The organism is Streptococcus criceti HS-6, from assembly GCF_000187975.2.
Taxonomy (GTDB): domain Bacteria; phylum Bacillota; class Bacilli; order Lactobacillales; family Streptococcaceae; genus Streptococcus; species Streptococcus criceti.
This window is the reverse complement of record NZ_AEUV02000002.1, coordinates 2,159,452-2,180,055: the sequence shown is the minus strand read 5'-3', so window position 1 is coordinate 2,180,055 and position 20,604 is coordinate 2,159,452. Positions and strand designations below refer to the sequence as shown.

The 20,604-nt window shown below is 44.8% G+C and carries 17 protein-coding genes; 16 read left to right on the top strand and 1 reads right to left on the bottom strand.

Annotated features, from left to right (window positions below; translation table 11 throughout):
• The first annotated feature begins 622 nt into the window (after positions 1-622).
• The gene (gene rnc, locus STRCR_RS10135) at positions 623-1,318 is read left to right on the top strand and encodes a ribonuclease III (RefSeq protein ID WP_081478763.1); all 696 of its coding nucleotides are present in this window, start codon (positions 623-625) and stop codon (positions 1,316-1,318) included.
• 1 nt (position 1,319) lies between these two features.
• On the top strand, positions 1,320-4,862 hold the full coding sequence (gene smc, locus STRCR_RS10130; RefSeq protein ID WP_004226160.1) for a chromosome segregation protein SMC: 3,543 nt from the start codon (positions 1,320-1,322) through the stop codon (positions 4,860-4,862).
• 466 nt (positions 4,863-5,328) lie between these two features.
• Here the strand turns inward: smc and STRCR_RS10120 are convergent, their stop codons facing one another.
• Positions 5,329-5,802, bottom strand: a complete 474-nt coding sequence (locus tag STRCR_RS10120) for a glutathione peroxidase (protein WP_004226947.1) — start codon at positions 5,800-5,802, stop codon at positions 5,329-5,331.
• Between the two features lie 236 nt (positions 5,803-6,038).
• Here STRCR_RS10120 and ppc point away from each other — a divergent pair, with 236 nt between their 5' ends.
• From ppc to yidD, 14 genes are all read left to right on the top strand, one after another.
• Entirely contained in the window at positions 6,039-8,843 is a 2,805-nt protein-coding gene (gene ppc / locus STRCR_RS10115; protein ID WP_004228460.1) for a phosphoenolpyruvate carboxylase, read from the top strand.
• A gap of 741 nt (positions 8,844-9,584) precedes the next feature.
• Complete coding sequence (ftsW, locus tag STRCR_RS10110; protein ID WP_004227577.1) at positions 9,585-10,841, top strand: cell division peptidoglycan polymerase FtsW; 1,257 nt, start codon at positions 9,585-9,587, stop codon at positions 10,839-10,841.
• Positions 10,842-11,050: 209 nt separating this feature from the next.
• Complete coding sequence (gene tuf, locus STRCR_RS10105; RefSeq protein ID WP_004225291.1) at positions 11,051-12,247, top strand: elongation factor Tu; 1,197 nt, start codon at positions 11,051-11,053, stop codon at positions 12,245-12,247.
• A 118-nt stretch (positions 12,248-12,365) separates the two neighbouring features.
• Positions 12,366-13,610 carry a diaminopimelate decarboxylase gene (locus STRCR_RS10100; protein WP_004228459.1) on the top strand — a complete coding sequence of 415 codons (1,245 nt, stop codon included), beginning with the start codon at positions 12,366-12,368 and terminating at the stop codon, positions 13,608-13,610.
• A 916-nt stretch (positions 13,611-14,526) separates the two neighbouring features.
• Positions 14,527-14,766, top strand: coding sequence for a YneF family protein (locus tag STRCR_RS10095; protein ID WP_004229248.1), 240 nt, complete (start codon positions 14,527-14,529; stop codon positions 14,764-14,766).
• Positions 14,767-14,818: 52 nt separating this feature from the next.
• Positions 14,819-15,613: a glutamate racemase gene (racE, locus tag STRCR_RS10090; protein ID WP_004225574.1), complete on the top strand. Its 795-nt coding sequence runs from the start codon at positions 14,819-14,821 to the stop codon at positions 15,611-15,613.
• Positions 15,610-16,581 carry a nucleoside-triphosphate diphosphatase gene (locus STRCR_RS10085; RefSeq protein ID WP_004226386.1) on the top strand — a complete coding sequence of 324 codons (972 nt, stop codon included), beginning with the start codon at positions 15,610-15,612 and terminating at the stop codon, positions 16,579-16,581. Before racE ends, STRCR_RS10085 begins: the two co-directional genes overlap by 4 nt.
• The gene (locus tag STRCR_RS10080) at positions 16,560-17,081 is read left to right on the top strand and encodes a metallophosphoesterase (RefSeq protein ID WP_004227835.1); all 522 of its coding nucleotides are present in this window, start codon (positions 16,560-16,562) and stop codon (positions 17,079-17,081) included. Before STRCR_RS10085 ends, STRCR_RS10080 begins: the two co-directional genes overlap by 22 nt.
• Positions 17,078-17,551 carry a cyclic-di-AMP-binding protein CbpB gene (gene cbpB / locus STRCR_RS10075; RefSeq protein ID WP_004228716.1) on the top strand — a complete coding sequence of 158 codons (474 nt, stop codon included), beginning with the start codon at positions 17,078-17,080 and terminating at the stop codon, positions 17,549-17,551. The genes STRCR_RS10080 and cbpB overlap by 4 nt, the downstream gene beginning before the upstream one ends.
• Complete coding sequence (xerD, locus tag STRCR_RS10070) at positions 17,526-18,275, top strand: site-specific tyrosine recombinase XerD (protein ID WP_004230020.1); 750 nt, start codon at positions 17,526-17,528, stop codon at positions 18,273-18,275. The genes cbpB and xerD overlap by 26 nt, the downstream gene beginning before the upstream one ends.
• Positions 18,265-18,981, top strand: coding sequence for a segregation/condensation protein A (locus STRCR_RS10065; RefSeq protein WP_004225871.1), 717 nt, complete (start codon positions 18,265-18,267; stop codon positions 18,979-18,981). Before xerD ends, STRCR_RS10065 begins: the two co-directional genes overlap by 11 nt.
• Positions 18,981-19,535 (top strand): SMC-Scp complex subunit ScpB, encoded by a 555-nt coding sequence (gene scpB, locus STRCR_RS10060; protein ID WP_004225889.1) that lies wholly within the window; start codon positions 18,981-18,983, stop codon positions 19,533-19,535. The genes STRCR_RS10065 and scpB overlap by 1 nt, the downstream gene beginning before the upstream one ends.
• Positions 19,536-19,550: 15 nt before the next feature.
• Positions 19,551-20,276, top strand: a complete 726-nt coding sequence (locus STRCR_RS10055) for a pseudouridine synthase (RefSeq protein WP_004227070.1) — start codon at positions 19,551-19,553, stop codon at positions 20,274-20,276.
• Positions 20,273-20,521, top strand: a complete 249-nt coding sequence (gene yidD / locus STRCR_RS11855; RefSeq protein WP_004228739.1) for a membrane protein insertion efficiency factor YidD — start codon at positions 20,273-20,275, stop codon at positions 20,519-20,521. The genes STRCR_RS10055 and yidD overlap by 4 nt, the downstream gene beginning before the upstream one ends.
• The last annotated feature ends 83 nt before the right edge of the window (positions 20,522-20,604 follow it).

Genomic DNA, 20,604 nt, shown 5'->3' with positions numbered 1-20,604 from the left:
GTTTACTGGTGCTAAAGCACCTAATAACTGTGCAGGAGGTAAGGCTTCTTGGCATAGCTAACAAATCTTACTTCCGACCACTGCGTCAATCTGGTAAATCTAGAACAATGTTAATGGGTCTGGACTTTGTCCCAGATTCCACTGCTGGCTGGTTTTCCTCTTGCCACAGAGCTAAAGCAGAAAAATCTAAACGAATGCGATGATCATCGTTCATCTTATTTTCAACCTTCAAAGGTCCCCAGCCCCTTTGAGCTGTCCGGAAGTGGGTTGACAAGGTCTGGGAGACCTTGTTAGTCGGGAAATGAAGCTTGCAAAGCAAGTGTCAAAATGGTCTGGGGAGCGATCGTTTCAGATCACTACCTTAAAATCAGGATGTGGTGAGAGCCAAAATTTTCAATTTTTTGGTCCTTTCCCACTCCCTTTTTGATATAATAAAAAGGTCTGTGTCAACAGGCAAAATGCAATGAATAATTTTCCGATGAGAGATGGAGATGGGGACACTCATTCAAAATGATTTCCTTTCTCAGTTTCAAAGTTTAGGTGGACATGGCCAATCTCCAGATTCGTTTATGCCCAGTCCTGCGGAAAAGAACTTAATATGTTACGAAAGGCTGATGATTGAATAATGCAAGCGTTAGAAAAAAAATTACAGGCAGACTTTGGGATTGTTTTTAAAGATAGTTCCCTCTTGGAAACTGCCTTTACCCACACCTCTTATGCCAATGAGCATCGCCTCCTAAACATTTCACATAATGAACGTCTGGAGTTTTTAGGAGACGCCGTTCTGCAACTTTTGATTTCGCGCTACCTATTTGCGAAATTTCCTAAGAAGCCAGAAGGCGACCTGTCCAAGATGCGTTCGATGATTGTGCGTGAGGAAAGTTTAGCTGGCTTTTCTAAGGACTGCGGTTTTGAGTCCTTTATCAAATTAGGCAAGGGTGAGGAAAAATCTGGCGGTCGTGACCGTGAAACCATTCTAGGTGATCTTTTTGAAGCCTTTTTGGGAGCCTTGGATTTAGACCAAGGGATTAGCGCTGTTGAAAAATTTCTCAACCAAGTTATGATTCCTAAGGTGGAAGCTGGCGACTATGAGCGAGTTAAGGACTATAAGACAGCACTCCAAGAGAAGTTGCAGGTTAATGGCCCTGTCCAAATTAGTTACAGGGTCATCAATGAAACGGGACCGGCCCACAATAAGAAATTTGAAGTGGTTGTATCTGCTGATGGTCAGGACCTCAGTCAAGGGCAAGGAAAGTCCAAAAAGTTGGCCGAGCAAGCAGCTGCTAAGACCGCTCTTGACCAGCTAAGACGAGGTTAATATGTTTCTAAAAGAAATTGAAATGCAGGGATTCAAGTCATTTGCGGATAAGACGCGGATCGAATTTGACTCTGGCGTAACAGCAGTTGTTGGTCCCAACGGTTCAGGAAAATCGAATATTACTGAGAGTTTACGCTGGGCTTTGGGGGAGTCCTCAGCGAAGAGTTTGCGCGGCGGCAAGATGCCCGATGTTATCTTTGCTGGAACTCAGGATCGCAGTCCCTTAAATTTTGCTCAGGTGACTGTGGTTCTGGACAATGCTGATCATTTTATCAAGGACAGCGGCGATGAGATTCGTGTTGAACGGCATATCTACCGCAATGGAGACAGCGACTATCTGATTGATGGTAAGAAGGTCCGTCTGCGGGATATCCACGACCTCTTTATGGATACTGGCTTGGGGCGGGATTCTTTCTCTATCATTTCCCAAGGGCGTGTTGAAGCCATCTTTAATAGCAGGCCTGAGGACAGACGGGCGATTTTTGAAGAGGCTGCCGGTGTCCTCAAGTACAAGACGCGTAAGAAAGAGACCCAGAGTAAACTGGATAAGACTCAGGACAATCTCGACCGTTTGGGAGACATTATCTACGAATTGGAAAGCCAAATTAAGCCTCTGGAAAAACAAGCGGCAACAGCCAAGCAATTCTTGGTTCTGGACAAGGAGCGCAAGTCCCTCAATCTCAACATCCTGATTGAAGATATCAAGGCTTACCGCTCTGACTTGGATGAGCGCAATCAGCAGATTGAAGCGGCTAAGAACGATTTGAAGGATTACTATAGTCAGCGCAATCGCTTGGAAATGGAGAACCAAAGGCTTAAGGAACGCCGCCAGAGTCTATCGCAAACCATGGATGCTCAGCAGTCAGACTTACTAGAAGTTACTCGCTTGATTGCAGACTACCAACGGAAAATCGAGGTTCTTTCGCTGGAATCCAGTCAAAAGGCTGAAAAGAAAGCTGATGCTCAAGGACGTTTAGCAGATTTGGAAAGCCAAAAGCAGGATCTGGAACAGGCACTGTCGGATAAACAGGCCCAGCAGGCTCAACTCGCTGAAAAATTAGTGGATTTGAGACAAGAAATTGCTAAGTTGGAAAAGGAGCAGACCCGCTTTTCGACCAATCCAGACCAAATTATTGAGAACTTGCGAGAAGAATTTGTTGGCCTCATGCAAAAAGAAGCTGACCTTTCCAATCGTTTGACGGCTCTTCAAGCCGATATTGAGCAAGAAAAAGCCGCCCAAGCTGAGCAGTCTGCAGAACGCCAACAGACTGAGAAAGACTTAGCTCAAGCCAAGGAGATGGCCCAGACAGCCTTAGCAGAATTCCAAGCGGCTAAGGACAGGGTCAAAGAGCTTTTAGAAGCCTACCAAGTCCAGGCTAAGGCCTTGAGCCAAACTGACAATAGCTATCGTCAGGAGCAGAGCCAAATGTTCGCCCTTCTGGATCAGATTAAGGAAAAAGAGGCCCGCCAGCGTAGCCTGGAAGCTATTCAGAAGAATCACTCTAATTTCTTCGCAGGGGTCAAGGCTGTCCTTCAAGAAGCTGACCGCTTGGGTGGGATTATTGGGGCAGTCTCTGAGCATCTGACCTTTGAACAGGATTATCAGACGGCTCTGGAGATTGCCTTAGGAGGCAGCAGTCAAAATATTATCGTAGAAGATGAAGCGGCAGCCAAGCGAGGCATTGCCTTTCTGCGGCAGAATCGTTCAGGTAGGGCGACCTTCCTTCCTTTAACGACGATTAGGCCGCGTCAGATAGCTGCCCACAATCTGACGAAGATTGAAGCGGCTTCAGGTTTCCTAGGTCTAGCCAGCGATTTGGTAACCTACGAACCCAAGCTGGCTAATATTTTTCAAAACCTCCTGGGTGTGACAGCCATTTTTGATAGTATTGACCATGCCAATCAAGCCGCCCGCGAAGTTCGTTATCAGGTTCGCATGGTGACCTTGGACGGCACAGAATTGCGTCCAGGCGGTTCCTTCTCAGGTGGAGCGAATCGCAGCCGCAACACGACTTTTATCAAGCCAGAATTAGATAGTTTAACAGCTGAGATTTCAGAGCTGAAGGAAAAGCTGGCCCAGCAAGAAATTGCTGTAGCCACTCTCAAAAGAACCAAGACTCAGGAGGAAGAAGAACTGACCAGTCTTAAGGAAGCAGGTGAAACAGCCCGCTTGGCTGAGCAGAAGGCAGAGCTGGCTTATCAAAGTCAAGCCAGTCATCTGGCTGATTTGAATCAACTGCTGGCTGGTTTTTCAGCAAATGATGTAGAGGACAGTGCCTCATCCTTGTTGGAAGAGAAGGCTAAGGTTGAGTCTGGACTCCTTGATATCCAAAACCAAAAGGCTCGTGTTCAAGAACAACTGGACCAAATCAAGGGTGATAAGGATACCATAGCGGCTCAGGTGGCTAAGCTTAATGAAGACCTATCCCAAGCCCGTTTGAGCGAGCGTGAACTAGCTGGTGAAGAACGCTTTACTAAAAATGAGTGCAACCGTCTCAACTTGGATCTGGCTGACTTGGAAAGGGAAATTTCTAATCTGACTCAGCTGCTCTCCAGCCAGACTGGCGATCTTTCACAAGAGGAATTGCCTAAGTTAGCTAAGCAGCTGGAAGAAGCAGAAGCTAAGAAATCTGACTTGGAAACCAGTTTGATTCGCCTTCGCTTTGAAATAGAGGACTGTGATGGCCAGCTGGAAGACATTGAAGAGCAGGTTCAGGCGGCTGGTAAGCGCAATGAAGAATTAATTCGTCGGCAGGCCCATCTGGAGGCCGAAATTGAAAACCTATCAGAAAAACTGCGAGGATTTGCCCGCCAGTTGGCCGAAGACTATCAGATGAGCTTTGATCAAGCTAAGGAGCAGGCTCAAGCAGTAGAAGATTTACCATCTGCTCGTCAGAACTTGACCCAGCTCAACCGGCAGATTAAGAGCTTGGGACCAATCAATCTGGATGCTATTGAGCAGTATGATGAGGTCAATGACCGTCTGGAATTTCTCAACAGCCAGCGCTCTGATTTGGTGGAAGCCAAGAACCTCTTGCTTGAAACTATTAACGATATGGATGATGAGGTCAAATCACGCTTTAAAACGACCTTTGAGGCCATTCGTGAAAGCTTCAAAGAGACGTTTGTTCAAATGTTTGGCGGAGGTTCAGCCGACCTGATTTTGACCGAGGGGGATCTTCTAACGGCTGGGGTGGAAATTTCAGTCCAACCGCCCGGTAAGAAGATTCAGTCTCTTAACCTGATGTCAGGTGGGGAAAAGGCCCTTTCGGCTTTGGCCCTACTCTTTTCCATTATCCGAGTTAAAACCATTCCTTTTGTCATTCTGGATGAAGTAGAAGCAGCTCTGGATGAGGCCAATGTCAAACGTTTTGGTGATTACCTCAACCGTTTTGATAAGGCCAGCCAGTTTATTGTGGTTACCCACCGTAAGGGAACAATGGCAGCAGCTGACAGTATTTACGGGGTTACCATGCAAGAGTCGGGTGTCTCAAAAATTGTCTCTGTTAAACTCAAAGATGCCCAGAAATTGATGGAAACGTAAAGGAGTCTGTCACAGACAGTTCTGCACTCTGATCCGTAAGCTGACAAAAATAAAAACGAACAAGGTTACCATTTCTATCATCAGAAATCTATCCTGTTCGTTTTTTTTTTTTTTGATTTTCTGGATTAAGAAACATAAGTGCCCAGCTCTTTCCAAATAAAAGCCTTGCTGTCTTAACGCATTTATTAAACTTACTCGGAGCCCCAAAGCCTGCATTACTTACCTTTTAATTTCATTGGGTTATGTAAAAGTTTGCTTCAGTGGCTACAAGAGGTATCATGGCTGATAAAATAAGAGAGTGGGATGGTGTCACTAACAATTGCGGAGTAGTTAAACAGTCAAGTGACTGTTTAAGGGGGTCTGAAAATGGGACTGCACCCCAAGATAAGGACTCCCAACCACTGCGTCAAACTGTTATTATGGCAAAAAATAGAAGGCTGGAATACTTTTTTTCAGCCTTCTTATTTTATAGCAAAATCTCAATATCGCTGGCAATAGTTTCCGGCTCTGCCTTTGGGGCATAGCGCTTGACAACCTGACCTTTGCGGCCAATTAAGAATTTCGTGAAATTCCATTCGATAGGCTCTCCGACCAAGTCATGTTTTTGCTCCTTGAGCCAACGATAGAGAGGATCAGCTTCCTTGCCGTTGACCTTGATCTTAGCAAAGCGCGGGAAGGTCGTTTGGTAGTTGAGACTGCAAAACTGATTGATGTCTTCGGCACTGCCAGGTGCTTGGCCGGCAAATTGGTTGCAAGGAAAATCTAAAATTTCAAACCCTTGATCTTGATAGCGATCATAGAGAGCTTGGAGCCCGTCATATTGGGGTGTAAAGCCACAGCCAGTTGCCGTATTAACAACTAAGAGAACCTTATCCTTATAGTTGCTCAAAGAAATGGGCTGCCCGTCCTGTCCGGAAACGGTAAAATCATAAATTGTCATGGTTCTCCCCCTCATTAAGTTTTTCTTTAGTGTAACAGAAAAAAAGAAGTTTGTCTCTTAAATAGACGAACGTGGGTGAAGAAACCCGAACGTCAAGGCTTTTCTTTTGAAAAAATCTTTAGTTTTAAGCTTAAAAGTGATATGATAGGAAAGAATTGTGAGAAGCTAAACAAACTGATGCTTCTGTCCCGATAAAAGGCACAGTATCTGGGATATTTAGATAATGGAGGAAGAAGATGACCATTAAAAAATTAGAGGCAAGCAGTGACCAGACCATCGTCACTGAAGAGGTCCAGATTTTAAGGGGGATTCTCGACGATACGACGCGCCAGATGATCGGCGATGACGCCTTCGCCAAGATTCAAACTTTAATTGATTTATCCAGCAAGGAAAAATACGGCGAATTAGAACAGGCTATTCACACCATTTCTAATGATAATATGGTCGTGATTGCCCGATATTTCTCAATTTTACCCTTGCTGATTAATATTTCAGAAGATGTAGATCTGGCCTATGAGGTTAACCACCAAAATAATACGGGCCAAGATTATCTGGGTAAAATTTCGACCACTATTGACTTGGTAGCTGAGAAGGACAATGCTCAAGATATTTTGCAGCATGTCAATGTAGTCCCAGTTTTGACGGCTCACCCAACACAGGTACAGCGCAAGACCATGTTGGAACTCAACACCAAGATTCATGACCTCCTGCGTAAGCATCGCGATGTCAAAAGAGGCTTGATTAATAAGGACAAATGGCATGCTGATCTGCGCCGCTATATTGAAATCATGATGCAGACCGACATTATCCGGGAACAAAAGCTCAAGGTCACCAATGAAATTACTAATGTCATGGAGTATTACAACAGCTCCCTGATTAAGGCCATCACCAATCTTTCGATTGAGTATCAACGTTTGGCGGCTGAGCGAGGCATTAAATTAGACAATCCTAAACCTATTACCATGGGGATGTGGATCGGGGGCGACCGCGATGGTAACCCTTATGTGACTGCCGAAACGCTTCGGATTTCAGCTACGGTTCAGAGCGAGGTTATTCTCAACTACTATATTGAAAAACTTAACGATCTTTACCGTTCGTTCTCCTTGTCCACCCATCTGATTAGGACCTCTGAAGCAGTTGAACGTTTGGCTGCCCTGTCCAATGATACCTCCATCTATCGAGAACATGAACCCTATCGAAAGGCTTTCAATTATATCCAATCCAAGGTGATTCAAACTCTCTTGAATTTACAGGCCCGTGCTGGTTACAATCAGGAACGTAAGCAGTCTGAATTCACCAGTCCAAATAGCAGTATCATTGCTAGCTATGTTCAAAATAAAGTTTCTCAGGCCGCATCTGAGCTGGAAGATGAACAGATGGCGTCCTATCAGACGGCTCAAGAGCTTAAAGAGGACTTATGGGCTATTAAGGAGTCCCTTATTGCTAATGGTGAGCAAACCCTCTTGTCTGGTGATTTTGAGGAACTTTTGCAGGCTGTGGAAGTCTTTGGCTTCTATCTAGCCAGTATTGATATGCGGCAGGATTCCAGTATTCAGGAGGCTTGTGTGGCAGAGCTGCTCAAGTCAGCTAATATTGTTGCCGACTACAGCAGCCTCTCCGAAGAAGAAAAGTGTCAGGTTCTGCTCAAAGAATTATTGGAAGATCCTCGGACCCTGTCTTCAACCCACGCGCCTAAGTCTGAGCTCCTGCAAAAGGAACTGGCTATCTACCAAACAGCGCGTGAGATGAAAGACCTCCTAGGTGAGGATGTTATCAAACAGCATATTATCTCACACACCGAGTCTGTCTCTGACATGTTTGAATTGGCCATTATGCTCAAGGAAGTCGGCCTGATTGATAAAGATTCTGCCCGAGTACAAATTGTTCCTCTCTTTGAAACCATCGAGGATTTAGACAATTCTACAGGCATCATGGAAGACTATCTGAGCTACGATATTGTCAAGAAATGGGTGGCTTCCAAAAACAATTATCAAGAAATCATGCTGGGCTACTCCGACTCCAATAAGGACGGCGGTTATCTAGCTTCTGGCTGGGCCCTCTATAAGGCACAGAATGCTCTGACTAAATTGGGTGACGATCAAGGTGTCAAGATTACCTTCTTCCATGGCCGTGGAGGAACGGTTGGACGCGGTGGCGGCCCATCTTACGAGGCTATCACATCCCAACCTTTTGGCTCAATCAAGGACCGAATTCGTTTGACCGAGCAAGGTGAAGTAATTGGTTTTAAGTATGGGAACAAGGACGCTGCCTATTACAATCTGGAAATGCTGGTATCGGCCGCTGTCAATCGGATGGTTACTCGGATGCTGGCTGATCCTAATGAGATTGAAGGCTTCCGAGCTGATATGGACGCTATTGTAGCTGATTCTAATGTCATCTATCGCGATTTAGTTTTTGGAAACCCTCATTTCTATGATTATTTCTTTGAAGCGAGTCCGATTAAAGAAGTTTCCAGCCTCAATCTAGGCTCTCGTCCAGCTGCCCGCAAGACCATCACAGAAATTTCTGGTCTCCGTGCGATTCCATGGGTCTTCTCGTGGTCGCAAAACCGAATGATGTTCCCAGGTTGGTACGGAGTCGGTTCAGCCTTCAAGCACTTCATTGATGCGGACGAAGGTAACCTCGCTAAGTTGCAGCACATGTATAAGACTTGGCCCTTCTTTAACTCTCTCCTATCCAATGTTGACATGGTGCTGTCCAAGTCCAATATGAATATCGCCTTCCAATATGCTAAATTAGCAGAGCAAGAGGAAGTACGAGAGGTCTTCAATATTATCTTAGACGAATGGCAATTGACGAAAAATGTCATTCTGGCCATTGAAGGAGAAGAGGACTTCCTAGCGGAAAACCCAGCCCTCAAATCCAGCTTGGATTATCGTCTGCCTTACTTTAATGTCCTCAATTACATTCAAATCGAGTTGATTAAACGTTTGCGCCATGAAGGCCTAGATGAAGATACTGTCAAATTAATCCACATCACCATCAACGGTATTGCCACAGGTCTGCGTAACTCAGGCTGATGAAGGTAAACAGCTTGGGTCACCCTAATCTAACTTTGTGAATAAAATCAAGAGAGCTTGACTGAGTTCAGGCTCTTTTTGTACCTGCTGAACAGGCCTAGCAGGCAATTTTCAATACCGTCGGGGTACCGATTCACAAGTCTCCGTCTTTAATTTTGCTCTCAAACATGGTATACTTTTAAACGTATGATTTGTTAAGAAACTGTATTCACAAGTTTAAATTCTTAGCGTCAGCTGGAAAAAGTCTGGGAAAAAAGTATTCCAGCCTTCTATTTTTACAGTAATAACAGTTTGACGCAGTGGTTGGGAGAAAGACTTGTTGGCACTGCCAAGAAGTCTTTCCCCTGCACGGTTCATTAGGTGCTTTAGCACCAATGAACCACTGTTGATTAGAGGTCCTTATCTTGGGGTGCAGTCCCATTTTCAGGCACCCCCTAAACAGTCCACTGGACTGTTTAACGACTCCGCAAGTGTTAGCGGCCATCCTAATCAACTGTGCGGAGGTGGGACAACGAAGTCAATTTATATAAAAAATCGACTTCTGTCCCACTCTCAAAACAGACAGTTGCCGCCGTGGTAAAAAGACGATTGACTTAAATAGGGTCAATCGTCGAGGGGATTTTCAAGACCCTAGGCTTGAAAATGAGCAATGTAACTCCGTTAGGAGGTCGCTTGCGTCCCTACCACATAAGGCTAACTGTCAAAAAAATGTGAATACAAGTTCTAAGTATTGGAGCATTCATGAAGATAGATAAAAAGCACTTGTTGAATTATTCCATATTAATTCCTTATTTGGTGCTCTCTGTGCTTGGCTTGATTGTGGTTTATTCCACGACCAGTGTCTCTCTGATTAAGTTCGGTCTGAATCCTTTTAGTTCGGTTCTTAACCAAGGAGCTTTTTGGCTGGTCAGTCTTTTTGCCATCACTTTTATATATAGATTAAAACTGAACTTTTTAAAAAATAAGCATGTCCTAACAGCCGCTCTCTTAGTTGAAGTGGTCCTCTTAGTTGTCGCTAAGTTTTTTTCGGAAGAGATCAATGGAGCTAACGGCTGGATTTCTTTAGGCCCTATCACCTTCCAGCCTGCCGAATACCTCAAACTCATCATGGTTTGGCTCTTAGCTTTTACCTTTTCCAGACGACAGACGGATATCGAGACTTACGATTATCAAGCTCTTACGAGACGGCGCTGGTATCCTCGCAGCCTAGATGACCTCAAGGACTGGCGGGTCTATTCTGCCATTATGGTTGGTTTGGTTGTTATCCAGCCCGACTTGGGGAACGCCTCTATCATCGTTTTATCCGGTGTTATTATGTTCGCCCTCAGTGGGGTTGGTTACCGCTGGTACACTGCTCTGATGGGGGTAATCGTAGCGGTATCGACTATCTTTCTCAGCATTATCGGTGTCGTTGGTGTTAAGACCATGTCTAAAGTTCCGGTCTTTGGTTATGTGGCTAAGCGTTTTGCTGCCTTCTTTAATCCTTTTAAAGATCTGGCCGATTCTGGCTTACAGCTGGCTCATTCCTATTATGCCATGTCTAATGGCGGTTGGTTTGGCCGGGGACTGGGAAACTCTATTGAGAAGAATGGCTACCTGCCCGAAGCCACGACAGACTTTGTTTTTTCTGTGGTAATCGAGGAGCTGGGACTGATTGGTGCCGGTCTTATCTTAGCACTGGTTTTCTTTCTTATCCTGCGTATTATGCTGGTTGGCATCAAGGCTAAGAATCCCTTTAATTCCATGATGGCCTTAGGTATCGGCGGTATGCTCCTGATGCAGGTCTTTGTTAATATCGGCGGAATCTCAGGCCTGATCCCTTCAACAGGGGTTACCTTCCCCTTCCTTTCTCAAGGTGGGAACAGCCTCTTGCTCCTATCGGTTGCCATCGGTATTGTCCTCAATATTGATGCCAATGAAAAACGTGAGGAAATCTACAAGGAAGCAACCGAAGAGATTCGGCGGGCTGAAACCCAAGAATTTAAAGTTATCAGTTGAGTCGAAAGTCTTCTTTCGGCTCTTTTGCTTTGATTGAGAAAGTATGGGAAAATCAGCACCAACAGTGAGACCTTCCCCCTAAAAGAATTGCCTAAATCCATGTAAAAAGCTTGCAATTCTAAAACAATTTGTTAGAATAGTAGGGTAAAGTTAGACTGTATTGCCTACCGTCTATCTATAAAATATATTTTATTGGAGGCTTTTCCTAAATGGCAAAAGAAAAATACGATCGTAGTAAACCACACGTTAACATTGGTACTATTGGACACGTTGACCATGGTAAAACTACTTTGACAGCAGCTATCACTACTGTATTGGCACGTCGCTTGCCTTCAGCAGTTAACCAACCAAAAGATTATTCATCTATTGATGCTGCTCCAGAAGAACGCGAACGCGGTATCACAATCAACACTGCACACGTTGAGTATGAAACTGCAAAACGTCACTATGCTCACATCGACGCTCCAGGACACGCGGACTACGTTAAAAACATGATCACTGGTGCTGCCCAAATGGACGGAGCTATCCTTGTAGTAGCTTCTACAGACGGACCAATGCCACAAACTCGTGAACACATCTTGCTTTCACGCCAAGTTGGTGTTAAGAGCCTTATCGTCTTCATGAACAAGGTTGACTTGGTTGACGATGAAGAATTGCTTGAATTGGTTGAAATGGAAATCCGTGATCTTCTTTCAGAATACGATTTCCCAGGTGATGATATCCCTGTTGTTCAAGGTTCAGCTCTTAAAGCCCTTGAAGGTGATACAGCTGCCGAAGACAAGATCATGGAATTGATGGACATCGTTGATGACTACATTCCAGAACCAAAACGTGATACTGATAAGCCATTGCTTCTTCCAGTCGAAGACGTATTCTCAATCACTGGACGTGGTACTGTTGCTTCAGGACGTATCGACCGTGGTACTGTTAAGGTCAATGACGAAGTTGAAATCGTTGGTATCAAGGACGAAATCCAAAAAGCGGTTGTTACCGGAGTTGAAATGTTCCGTAAACAATTGGATGAAGGTCTTGCAGGGGATAACGTTGGTGTGCTTCTTCGTGGTATCCAACGTGATGAAATCGAACGTGGTCAAGTATTGGCTGCACCTGGTTCAATCCATCCACACACTAAATTCAAGGGTGAAGTTTACATCCTTTCTAAAGATGAAGGTGGACGTCACACTCCATTCTTCAACAACTACCGTCCACAGTTCTACTTCCGTACAACTGACGTAACTGGTTCAATCGAATTGCCAGCAGGTACTGAAATGGTTATGCCTGGTGATAACGTTACTATCGACGTTGAATTGATCCACCCAATCGCTGTTGAAAAAGGTACTACCTTCTCTATCCGTGAAGGTGGACGTACTGTTGGTTCAGGTATCGTTTCAGAAATCGAAGCTTAAGGATTTAAGTTCCCGTTAAAACGATTAAAAGTCAGACAATGAAAAAGCTAGTAGCCCCTTGGGTACTGGCTTTTTCTATGCTATAATGGATTAAATAATTTTGAGGAGAATCCTGTATATGAAGACACCTTTTGTCAGCAAAGACCAATTAGACCAGATTACAAAAGAATTCCCGACGCCCTTTCACCTCTACGATGAAAAAGGCATTCGGGAAACAGCCAGAGCTGTTAATAAGGCCTTCGCCTGGAACCCAGGTTTCAAGGAATATTTTGCCGTTAAAGCAACACCCAATCCTTCAATCTTGAAAATACTCCAAGAGGAGGGCTGCGGTGTCGACTGTGCGACCGATGTTGAAGTCATGCTGGCTAAGAAGTTGGGCTTTAAGGATATCAGCTTTACTTCCAATGATACCCGTGCTGAAGAGTTTGTCTATGCCAGAGAAGCAGAAGCGATGATTAATTTAGATGCCTATGAGCATATTGCTTTTTTGGACGAAGTAGCGGGCTTGCCTGAGACAGTGTCTCTTCGCTATAATCCTGGCGGTGTCTTCTCCTTGGGTACTGATATTATGGATCATCCAGAGGAATCCAAGTTCGGTATGACCAAGGCTCAATTGTTGCAGGGCTACAAAGAGCTTAAGGCTAAAGGGGTTAAGAATTTTGGCCTCCATGCCTTCTTAGCTTCGAATACGGTCACCAATGACTATTATCCAACCTTAGCTGGTCAACTCTTTGAATTAGCCTTGGAAATCAGGGAGGAAACTGGTGTAGAGCTCAGTTTTATTAACTTGTCTGGAGGTATTGGTGTTGACTATAGTCCGGCTGACAAGCAAAATGATATTGCGGTCATTGGTCAGGGAGTCCACGAGAAATTTGATCAAATTCTAGTGCCAAATGGACTGGGGAAAATCAAAATTTTCACTGAGCTCGGTCGTTTTATGCTAGCGCCGCATGGTCACCTTGTTACCAAGGTGCTCCACCTCAAGGATACCTATCGCCATTATGTCGGTGTCGATGCGTCTGCTGTTAATCTCCTGCGTCCTGCCATGTATGATGCCTATCACCATATTACCAACATCAGCAATCCCGGCGGTAAGGTGCAAGTCGTAGATGTGACTGGCTCCCTCTGTGAAAACAACGATAAGTTTGCCAAAAACCGTGAATTACCTGAGGCCAGAGTTGGTGATATTTTAGTTATTCATGATACAGGAGCGCATGGCTTCTCCATGGGATACCAATACAATGGCCGGCTTCGCTCAGCTGAAATTCTCTTACAGGAGGATGGTACAGCCAAAATGATCCGTCGTGCGGAAAGACCAGAGGATTATTTTGCCACCCTCTATGGATTTGGGTTGGACGAGTAAAACCAATAAAGATTTTCAGGAGGATGGGCAAAAATTCGTCCAGTACCTGTTTTGGAATAAGCTCTTGGCGCAATAGTTGGGAGTTAGCTAGGCCAAGAAGTCTTACCCCCGCCCATTAGGTGTTTTTTTAGCACCAATGAACCACTGCTGGCTTTCCATTTGACACAAGGCCAAAGCAGAAAAAACTAAACGAATGTGATGAACTTCGTTTATCTTGTTTCCAATTTCAAAAGGTCCCTCAGGCCTCTTGAGCTGTGCGGAGGGGTGGTAGATGAACCAAAATTTTCAATTTTTTGGTTGATTTCACTCCCTCTTTGATACGCCAGAAGAATCAGTCAAGTCCTGATACGACGTCTGCTTTGCCCGCTGTAATCCGAACCTAACAAGTTAGCATTTAGTCATCGTAAGGGAGAGAAGGAAACAGTCTCAGTGCATTCTATAGTCAGTCCAAATTGTAAAAGAAGGTCTAGGCTTCGCCCGTGGCCGTATGAAAATCAGACTGTCGAAGTTACTACCTGATTTGAGCCAGTCAGGCAGGAAGCCAAGTTCCATAAAGTGATTGACTTTCTTATAAGTATCCCAAGCACTTAGGTAACTTTTCAGAATTGTAGCCCGAAGTCTAACAAGTCGATAATATTGTTAATATTTGTGAGACAAAATTCGTAAGGGGGTGTAAAGACTTCCGGTAAAAATTTTTATAGTACCTCTTTTAAACTAAGTTAGAGATACTTCGCCTGTTGCGATATGGAGTTTATCTAACCATACTACTAACCAAACGCAGTTAGGAAGGAACCTAGAGGATTGTTCTAATAATTTCGTAACCTGTCTAACCAAGTGAGCTAGCATTGTTCGTTGTTTTTATGGGCCTTTTCTGCTATAATCAGTTATGTAAAAAATTACTAGGAGTTATTAAACTATGGCACTTTGGTTAGCTGTTTTGTTGATTGCTGTTGCCCTTATGGGTGGTGTTCTTTTGGGGGCATATTTAGCTCGTCGTCAATTTGTTAAGGAGATTGCAGAATACCCTCGTTTGACGCCCGATGCTATTCGAGAAATGATGTCTTCTATGGGACAAAAACCTAATGAAGCGAAGGTCCAACAAACCTATCGCAATATTATTAAACAGTCGAAAGCACAAGCAAGTAAGAAAAAATAGGCGCAAGAGAGCAGGCTGGGTGAAAACTCAGCCTTGTTTTAGAAAGAGAGCTATGGATAACAGACCGATTGGCTTTTTGGATTCTGGTGTTGGCGGCTTGACGGTTGTCCGTGAACTCATGCGCCAGTTGCCCCACGAAGAGATTGTTTATATCGGCGATTCGGCTAGGGCTCCTTATGGTCCAAGGCCGGCTGAACAGATTCGCGAATTTACCTGGCAACTGGTTAATTTTCTTTTGACCAAGGATGTCAAGATGATTGTCATTGCCTGCAATACAGCAACTGCCGTTGTTTGGGAAGAAATTAAAGAACAATTGGAGATCCCTGTGTTGGGGGTGGTTCTGCCGGGTTCCAGTGCAGCCATTAAATCGACAAGTTCGGGTAAGATTGGTGTCATTGGCACCCCCATGACGGTCAAGTCTGATATCTATCGGCAAAAGATTGTTGACCTGGCCCCTCAGATGCAGGTGACTAGTCTGGCCTGCCCTCGCTTTGCTCCCTTGGTTGAATCTAACCAGATGGCTTCCAGCATTGCCAAAAAGGTAGTTTATGAAAGTCTGGCTCCCTTGGTTGGCAAGGTTGATACCCTGATTTTAGGCTGTACCCACTATCCGCTCCTGCGGGGCATTATTCAAAATGTTATGGGGCCTTCGGTCAAGCTGATTGACAGTGGAGCTGAGACTATTCGTGATGTCTCTGTTTTACTCAACTATTTCCAGCTCAATCGCAGTCGGGATGTCAGCATCAGTCAGCACCGTTTCTATACAACGGCGGGAGTAGCCACGTTCAAAGAAATTGCGGAAAATTGGCTGGGACAGGATTTAAATGTGGAGCATGTTAAGCTATGACAGATAAAATTTATGAATATAAGGACGATCAAAATTGGTTTGTCGGTAAGTGGCGTGACTTTACCAATATCTATAATCTGGGCGGAGAAAAGAATTTCTTTCAAATTGAGCAGGAATTAGCCAGTCTCATCTCCGGTAAGCAAGGCTTTGATGTGTCAGTTCTTCGCTATTCTTCAGATTTTCGTCTGATGGCTTTTATCATTGATATGATTAATGAGGAATTGGATCTGCACCTAGAAATCAAGCGGTACAGAGGAGCTATCATCATTACTGAAGGCGAGCTCTTACGCTTGGTTCACCTGCCTGAACAAGGCCTGACTCTGGATGACTTTTTTGCTCAAGGGGCCAAGCAGAGCTTGGGTGATAGAATTCTGATTGCCACCCGCAATGATGGTAAGACCAAAGAATTTCGTCAGATGTTTAAGAATTTGGGCTTGGAAGTTGAAAATCTCAATGACCACCCTGACTTGCCGGAGGTGGAAGAAACAGGAACAACCTTTGAAGAAAATGCCCGTCTCAAAGCTGAAACCATTGCTCAATTGACTGGGCAAATGGTCTTAGCAGATGATTCAGGTCTCAAGGTGGACGCCTTAGGCGGGCTTCCTGGTGTTTGGTCGGCTCGCTTTTCAGGGCCTGATGCCGATGATGAAAAGAACAATGCCAAACTCTTACATGAGTTGGCCATGGTTTTTGAAGAGAAAGACCGATCGGCTCAATTCCATACCACTCTAGTTGTAGCGGCACCCGGGCGTGAAAGCTTAGTGGTGGAGGCTGATTGGCCGGGTTATATCGCTTTTGAAGCTAAGGGAGAGAATGGCTTCGGCTACGATCCTCTCTTTCTGGTAGGAAAAACAGGCCGAACGGCAGCCCAGTTGACAGCAGAGGAAAAGAATGCCCAGTCCCATCGTGGCTTGGCTGTTAAGAAGTTGATGGAGGTATTTCCAGCATGGCAACAAAAACAATCGTAGTGATGAGCGATTCTCACGGGGATCGCGAGATTGTCCAAACCATTAAAGACCGTTATCAGGGAAAGGTGGATGCTATCTTTCACAATGGGGATTCTGAACTTCCTTCCAATGATTCAATCTGGGAGGGAATCAAGGTAGTGCGTGGGAACTGTGACTATGACAATGGCTATCCAGAGTCCTTGGTCACTCAGGTCGGTGATGCGGTTATCGCTCAGACCCATGGCCATCTCTACGGTATCAATTTTACTTGGGAGCGTTTGGACCTTTGGGCTCAGTCAGAAGATGCTGATATCTGTCTTTATGGTCATCTGCATCGGGCCAGTGCTTGGCAAAATGGTAAGACTGTTTTTGTCAATCCAGGTTCTGTTCTCCAGCCTCGCGGGGAGGTCATGGAAAAACTCTATGCTAAGATTGAGATTTCGGAGCACACGATTAAGGTGGACTATTATAACCGTGACCACCAAATCTACCCAGATTTAAGTCAGGAATTTGAACGATGATTGCTAAAGCATTTGTGGACTATCTGACCCCCTTTGTCCCAGATTATTTAACGCCAGCTGAAGATCTAGCCTTGGTCATGTCCAACCATAAGGCGGGACATGTCATGCTTTTATTGACCCGAAATGGCTATTCCAGAATCCCTGTCATGTCTACGGACAAGCGCTATATGGGCACTATTTCTATGTCGGATATTCTGTCCTATCAAGCCCGCAATGGTTTATCTGATCGGGAGATAGCAGACGTTGAGATTATTGAAATGCTCAATCATAAGATTGACATTCTGACAGATGATGCAGATTTGACCGAAATTTTGCACAAGATTGTTGATTTCCCCTTCCTGCCTGTGATTGATAAGCAAGGGATTTTCCTTGGTATTATTACCCGTAAGAAGGTTCTCAAATCAATCAATAGCCTACTGCACAATTTTACAGAGGAGTATCAGATTGAGCCCGTTGACCCAGAGTCTTAATGATTTTATTGCCAGCAAGAACCTATCGGAGAATTCCCGCAAGTCCTACCAGTACGATCTGCAGCAGTTTGTCAAGCTGATTGGTGCTCAGGTTTCTTCAAGCAAGCTCAGACTCTACCAGCAGTCTCTTGCTGACCTCAAGCCATCGGCCCGTAAGCGCAAGTTTTCTGCAGTCAATCAGTTTCTCCTTTATCTTTATGAAGCAGGACAAGTAGAACATTATTATCACTTAAAAAATCACGAGAAATTGAGACCAGAAGCAAAACCGCAGGAGCTTTTGGACCTTGCTTTCTTTACGCAGGCCCAGCCCAGCCGTGGGAAGTGGATTGCCCTCTTGATTTTGGAGCTTGGCTTAACCCCAAGTGAGATTGCAGGCATTAAGCTGACTGATGTGGATTTGGAATTTCGTGTGATTCGCTTGAAGAGGGCCGAACAGGTGAGGATTCTTCCCCTATCAGAGGAGCTGCTGCCTTGGCTCAGTCAGCCCAGCGATGGTCTTTACCTTTTTGACAAGAAGGGACAGCCTTATTCGCGGCAGTGGTTTTTTAATCAGCTCAATGACTTTTTAGCCCAAGTTGGTTTTCCAGATTTGACCGCTCAAAAATTGCGGGAGCAATACATCCTAAGAAAGATCAAAGAAGGGACCTCAATATTGGACTTAGCGAAAAATTTGGGTCTTAAGAGTCCCTTAACCTTGGAGCACTATTACAAGAATGGATATTAAATTAAAAGATTTTGAAGGACCGCTGGATTTACTCTTGCATCTGGTCTCAAAATATGAAATGGATATTTACGATGTGCCCATTGTGGAAGTCATCGAGCAGTATCTGGCCTATATTTCCACTCTGCAGGCCATGCGGTTGGAAGTAGCTGGTGAATATATGGTTATGGCCAGTCAGCTCATGTTGATCAAGAGCCGCAAGCTTCTGCCAAAAGTGGTGGAAGAAACGCCACTGGAAGAAGATCCTGAGCAAGAACTGCTCAGCCAATTGGAGGAGTACCAAAGATATAAAGAACTTAGTCAGGAATTAGCTGCTCAGCACGACATTAGGGCTCGTTTTTTCTCCAAGCCCAAGCAGGAATTGATTTACGAGGATGCTGAGCTGTCCCATGATAAGACGACTCTGGATCTCTACCTTGCTTTTTCTAAGGTCATGGCAGCCAAGCAGGAAGAGATAAAAAATAGTCATACCACCATTGAGCGAGATGACTATAGGATTGAAGATATGATGGAGTTGGTTTCAACCCGTCTAGCGGGTCACAAATCGGTCGAACTGGGGGAAATCTTCTCAGAAGCTCAGTCTATGAATGAGGTTATCACCATCTTTTTAGCCACTCTAGAACTGATTAAGGTCGGTCGGATTCAAGCCCGACAAGCTGAGAATTTTGGACAAGTCACCTTGATTAGCATGGAAGGAGAGCAGACTTAATGTCTTATTTAGCACAAATGGAAGCCCTGCTCTTTGTGGCGGGAGAAGATGGCCTCAGCCTGCGCAATCTGGCCAGTTTACTGGATATCTCAGCTATGGCAGTCAGCCAGCAGCTGGAAAAACTGGCTGAGAAATATAGAATGGATCAGGATTCTGCACTTTGCTTATTAGAGTCTTCCAACACCTACAAGATTGTTACCAAGGAAGAGCATGCCGAGCTCCTGCGGCAGTATGCTAAGGCTCCTATTAATCAGAGCCTGTCCCGAGCCAGTCTGGAAGTTCTTTCCATCGTAGCCTACAAGCAGCCCATTACTCGGGTTGAAGTGGACAGCATCCGCGGCGTTAATTCCAGCGGGGCCATTTCTAAGCTGCAGGCTTTTGGTTTGATTCAGGAAGTCGGAAAGAAGGATGTGATCGGTCGGCCCAATCTCTATGCCACTACTGACTATTTCTTGGATTATATGGGAATCAATAGCTTGGATGAGCTAGTTGATGCCTCTGCGATCGAATTAGTGGATCAGGAAATGACCCTCTTTAGTGAGGATGATATTTAAAACAGAAAGAAAATCATGAGAATTAACAAATACATTGCCCATGCTGGTATAGCCAGTCGCAGAAAAGCAGAAGAGCTGATTAAAAAAGGTCTGGTTAGTATCAATGGTCAAACAGTGACAGAGTTGGCTACCAATGTCAAAAATGGTGATTTAGTCGAAGTTTCCGGCCAGCCTATCTATAATGAAGAAAAGGTCTACTACCTCCTAAACAAGCCTCGGGGCGTGATTTCTAGCGTCTCAGATGATAAGGGACGTAAGACCGTCATCGACCTTCTGCCAGATGTCAAGGAGCGCATTTACCCTGTCGGCCGTTTAGATTGGGATACGACTGGCCTCTTAATCTTGACCAATGACGGCGATTTTACCGACGAGATGATTCATCCCCGCAATGAGATTGATAAGGTTTATCTGGCACGGGTCAAGGGCATTGCAACTAAGGAAAATCTGCGGCCCCTGACACGAGGCGTGGTGATCGATGGTAAGAAAACAGGGCCAGCCCGCTACAATATCATCAAGGTTGAGCCTGATAAGAATCGCTCGATCGTTGAACTGACTATCCATGAAGGCCGCAACCATCAAGTGAAGAAGATGTTTGAAGCTGTCGGCCTCTTAGTAGATAAACTGTCCCGAACCCAGTTTGGCACCCTTAACTTACGCGGTTTGCGCCCAGGAGAATCCCGACGCCTCAATAAAAAAGAAATCAGCCAGCTCCACAATGCGGCTGTCACAAAAACAAAATGAAAAAACTCTTGATCGCTCCGGTTCGGCTCTATCAACAACTGATTTCCCCTCTAACACCGGCTTCCTGTCGCTATCGTCCTACTTGTTCCAATTATATGATTGAAGCTATTGAAAAGCACGGTCTTCTAGGGGTACTCATGGGAATCGCCCGAATCTTACGCTGCCATCCCTTTGTCGCAGGCGGTGACGATCCCGTACCCGACCATTTTAGCCTAAGAAGAAATCGAGAAACCAAGTCAAAGTAGGCTTGGTTTTTTTGATATTTATAAAAGACAAATAATTTTAAGCATAAAAAATTATAATCTATCTGATTATTTAAAAATCACTA

Bases quoted from the DNA above. Each gene is read 5' to 3' on its own strand.
- smc (WP_004226160.1), top strand. From the start codon at position 1,320: ATGTTTCTAAAAGAAATTGAAATGCAGGGATTCAAGTCATTTGCGGAT.
- STRCR_RS10120 (WP_004226947.1), bottom strand. From the start codon at position 5,802: ATGACAATTTATGATTTTACCGTTTCCGGACAGGACGGGCAGCCCATT.
- ppc (WP_004228460.1), top strand. From the start codon at position 6,039: ATGACCATTAAAAAATTAGAGGCAAGCAGTGACCAGACCATCGTCACT.
- ftsW (WP_004227577.1), top strand. From the start codon at position 9,585: ATGAAGATAGATAAAAAGCACTTGTTGAATTATTCCATATTAATTCCT.
- tuf (WP_004225291.1), top strand. From the start codon at position 11,051: ATGGCAAAAGAAAAATACGATCGTAGTAAACCACACGTTAACATTGGT.
- STRCR_RS10100 (WP_004228459.1), top strand. From the start codon at position 12,366: ATGAAGACACCTTTTGTCAGCAAAGACCAATTAGACCAGATTACAAAA.
- STRCR_RS10095 (WP_004229248.1), top strand. From the start codon at position 14,527: ATGGCACTTTGGTTAGCTGTTTTGTTGATTGCTGTTGCCCTTATGGGT.
- racE (WP_004225574.1), top strand. From the start codon at position 14,819: ATGGATAACAGACCGATTGGCTTTTTGGATTCTGGTGTTGGCGGCTTG.
- STRCR_RS10085 (WP_004226386.1), top strand. From the start codon at position 15,610: ATGACAGATAAAATTTATGAATATAAGGACGATCAAAATTGGTTTGTC.
- STRCR_RS10080 (WP_004227835.1), top strand. From the start codon at position 16,560: ATGGCAACAAAAACAATCGTAGTGATGAGCGATTCTCACGGGGATCGC.
- cbpB (WP_004228716.1), top strand. From the start codon at position 17,078: ATGATTGCTAAAGCATTTGTGGACTATCTGACCCCCTTTGTCCCAGAT.
- STRCR_RS10065 (WP_004225871.1), top strand. From the start codon at position 18,265: ATGGATATTAAATTAAAAGATTTTGAAGGACCGCTGGATTTACTCTTG.
- scpB (WP_004225889.1), top strand. From the start codon at position 18,981: ATGTCTTATTTAGCACAAATGGAAGCCCTGCTCTTTGTGGCGGGAGAA.
- STRCR_RS10055 (WP_004227070.1), top strand. From the start codon at position 19,551: ATGAGAATTAACAAATACATTGCCCATGCTGGTATAGCCAGTCGCAGA.
- yidD (WP_004228739.1), top strand. From the start codon at position 20,273: ATGAAAAAACTCTTGATCGCTCCGGTTCGGCTCTATCAACAACTGATT.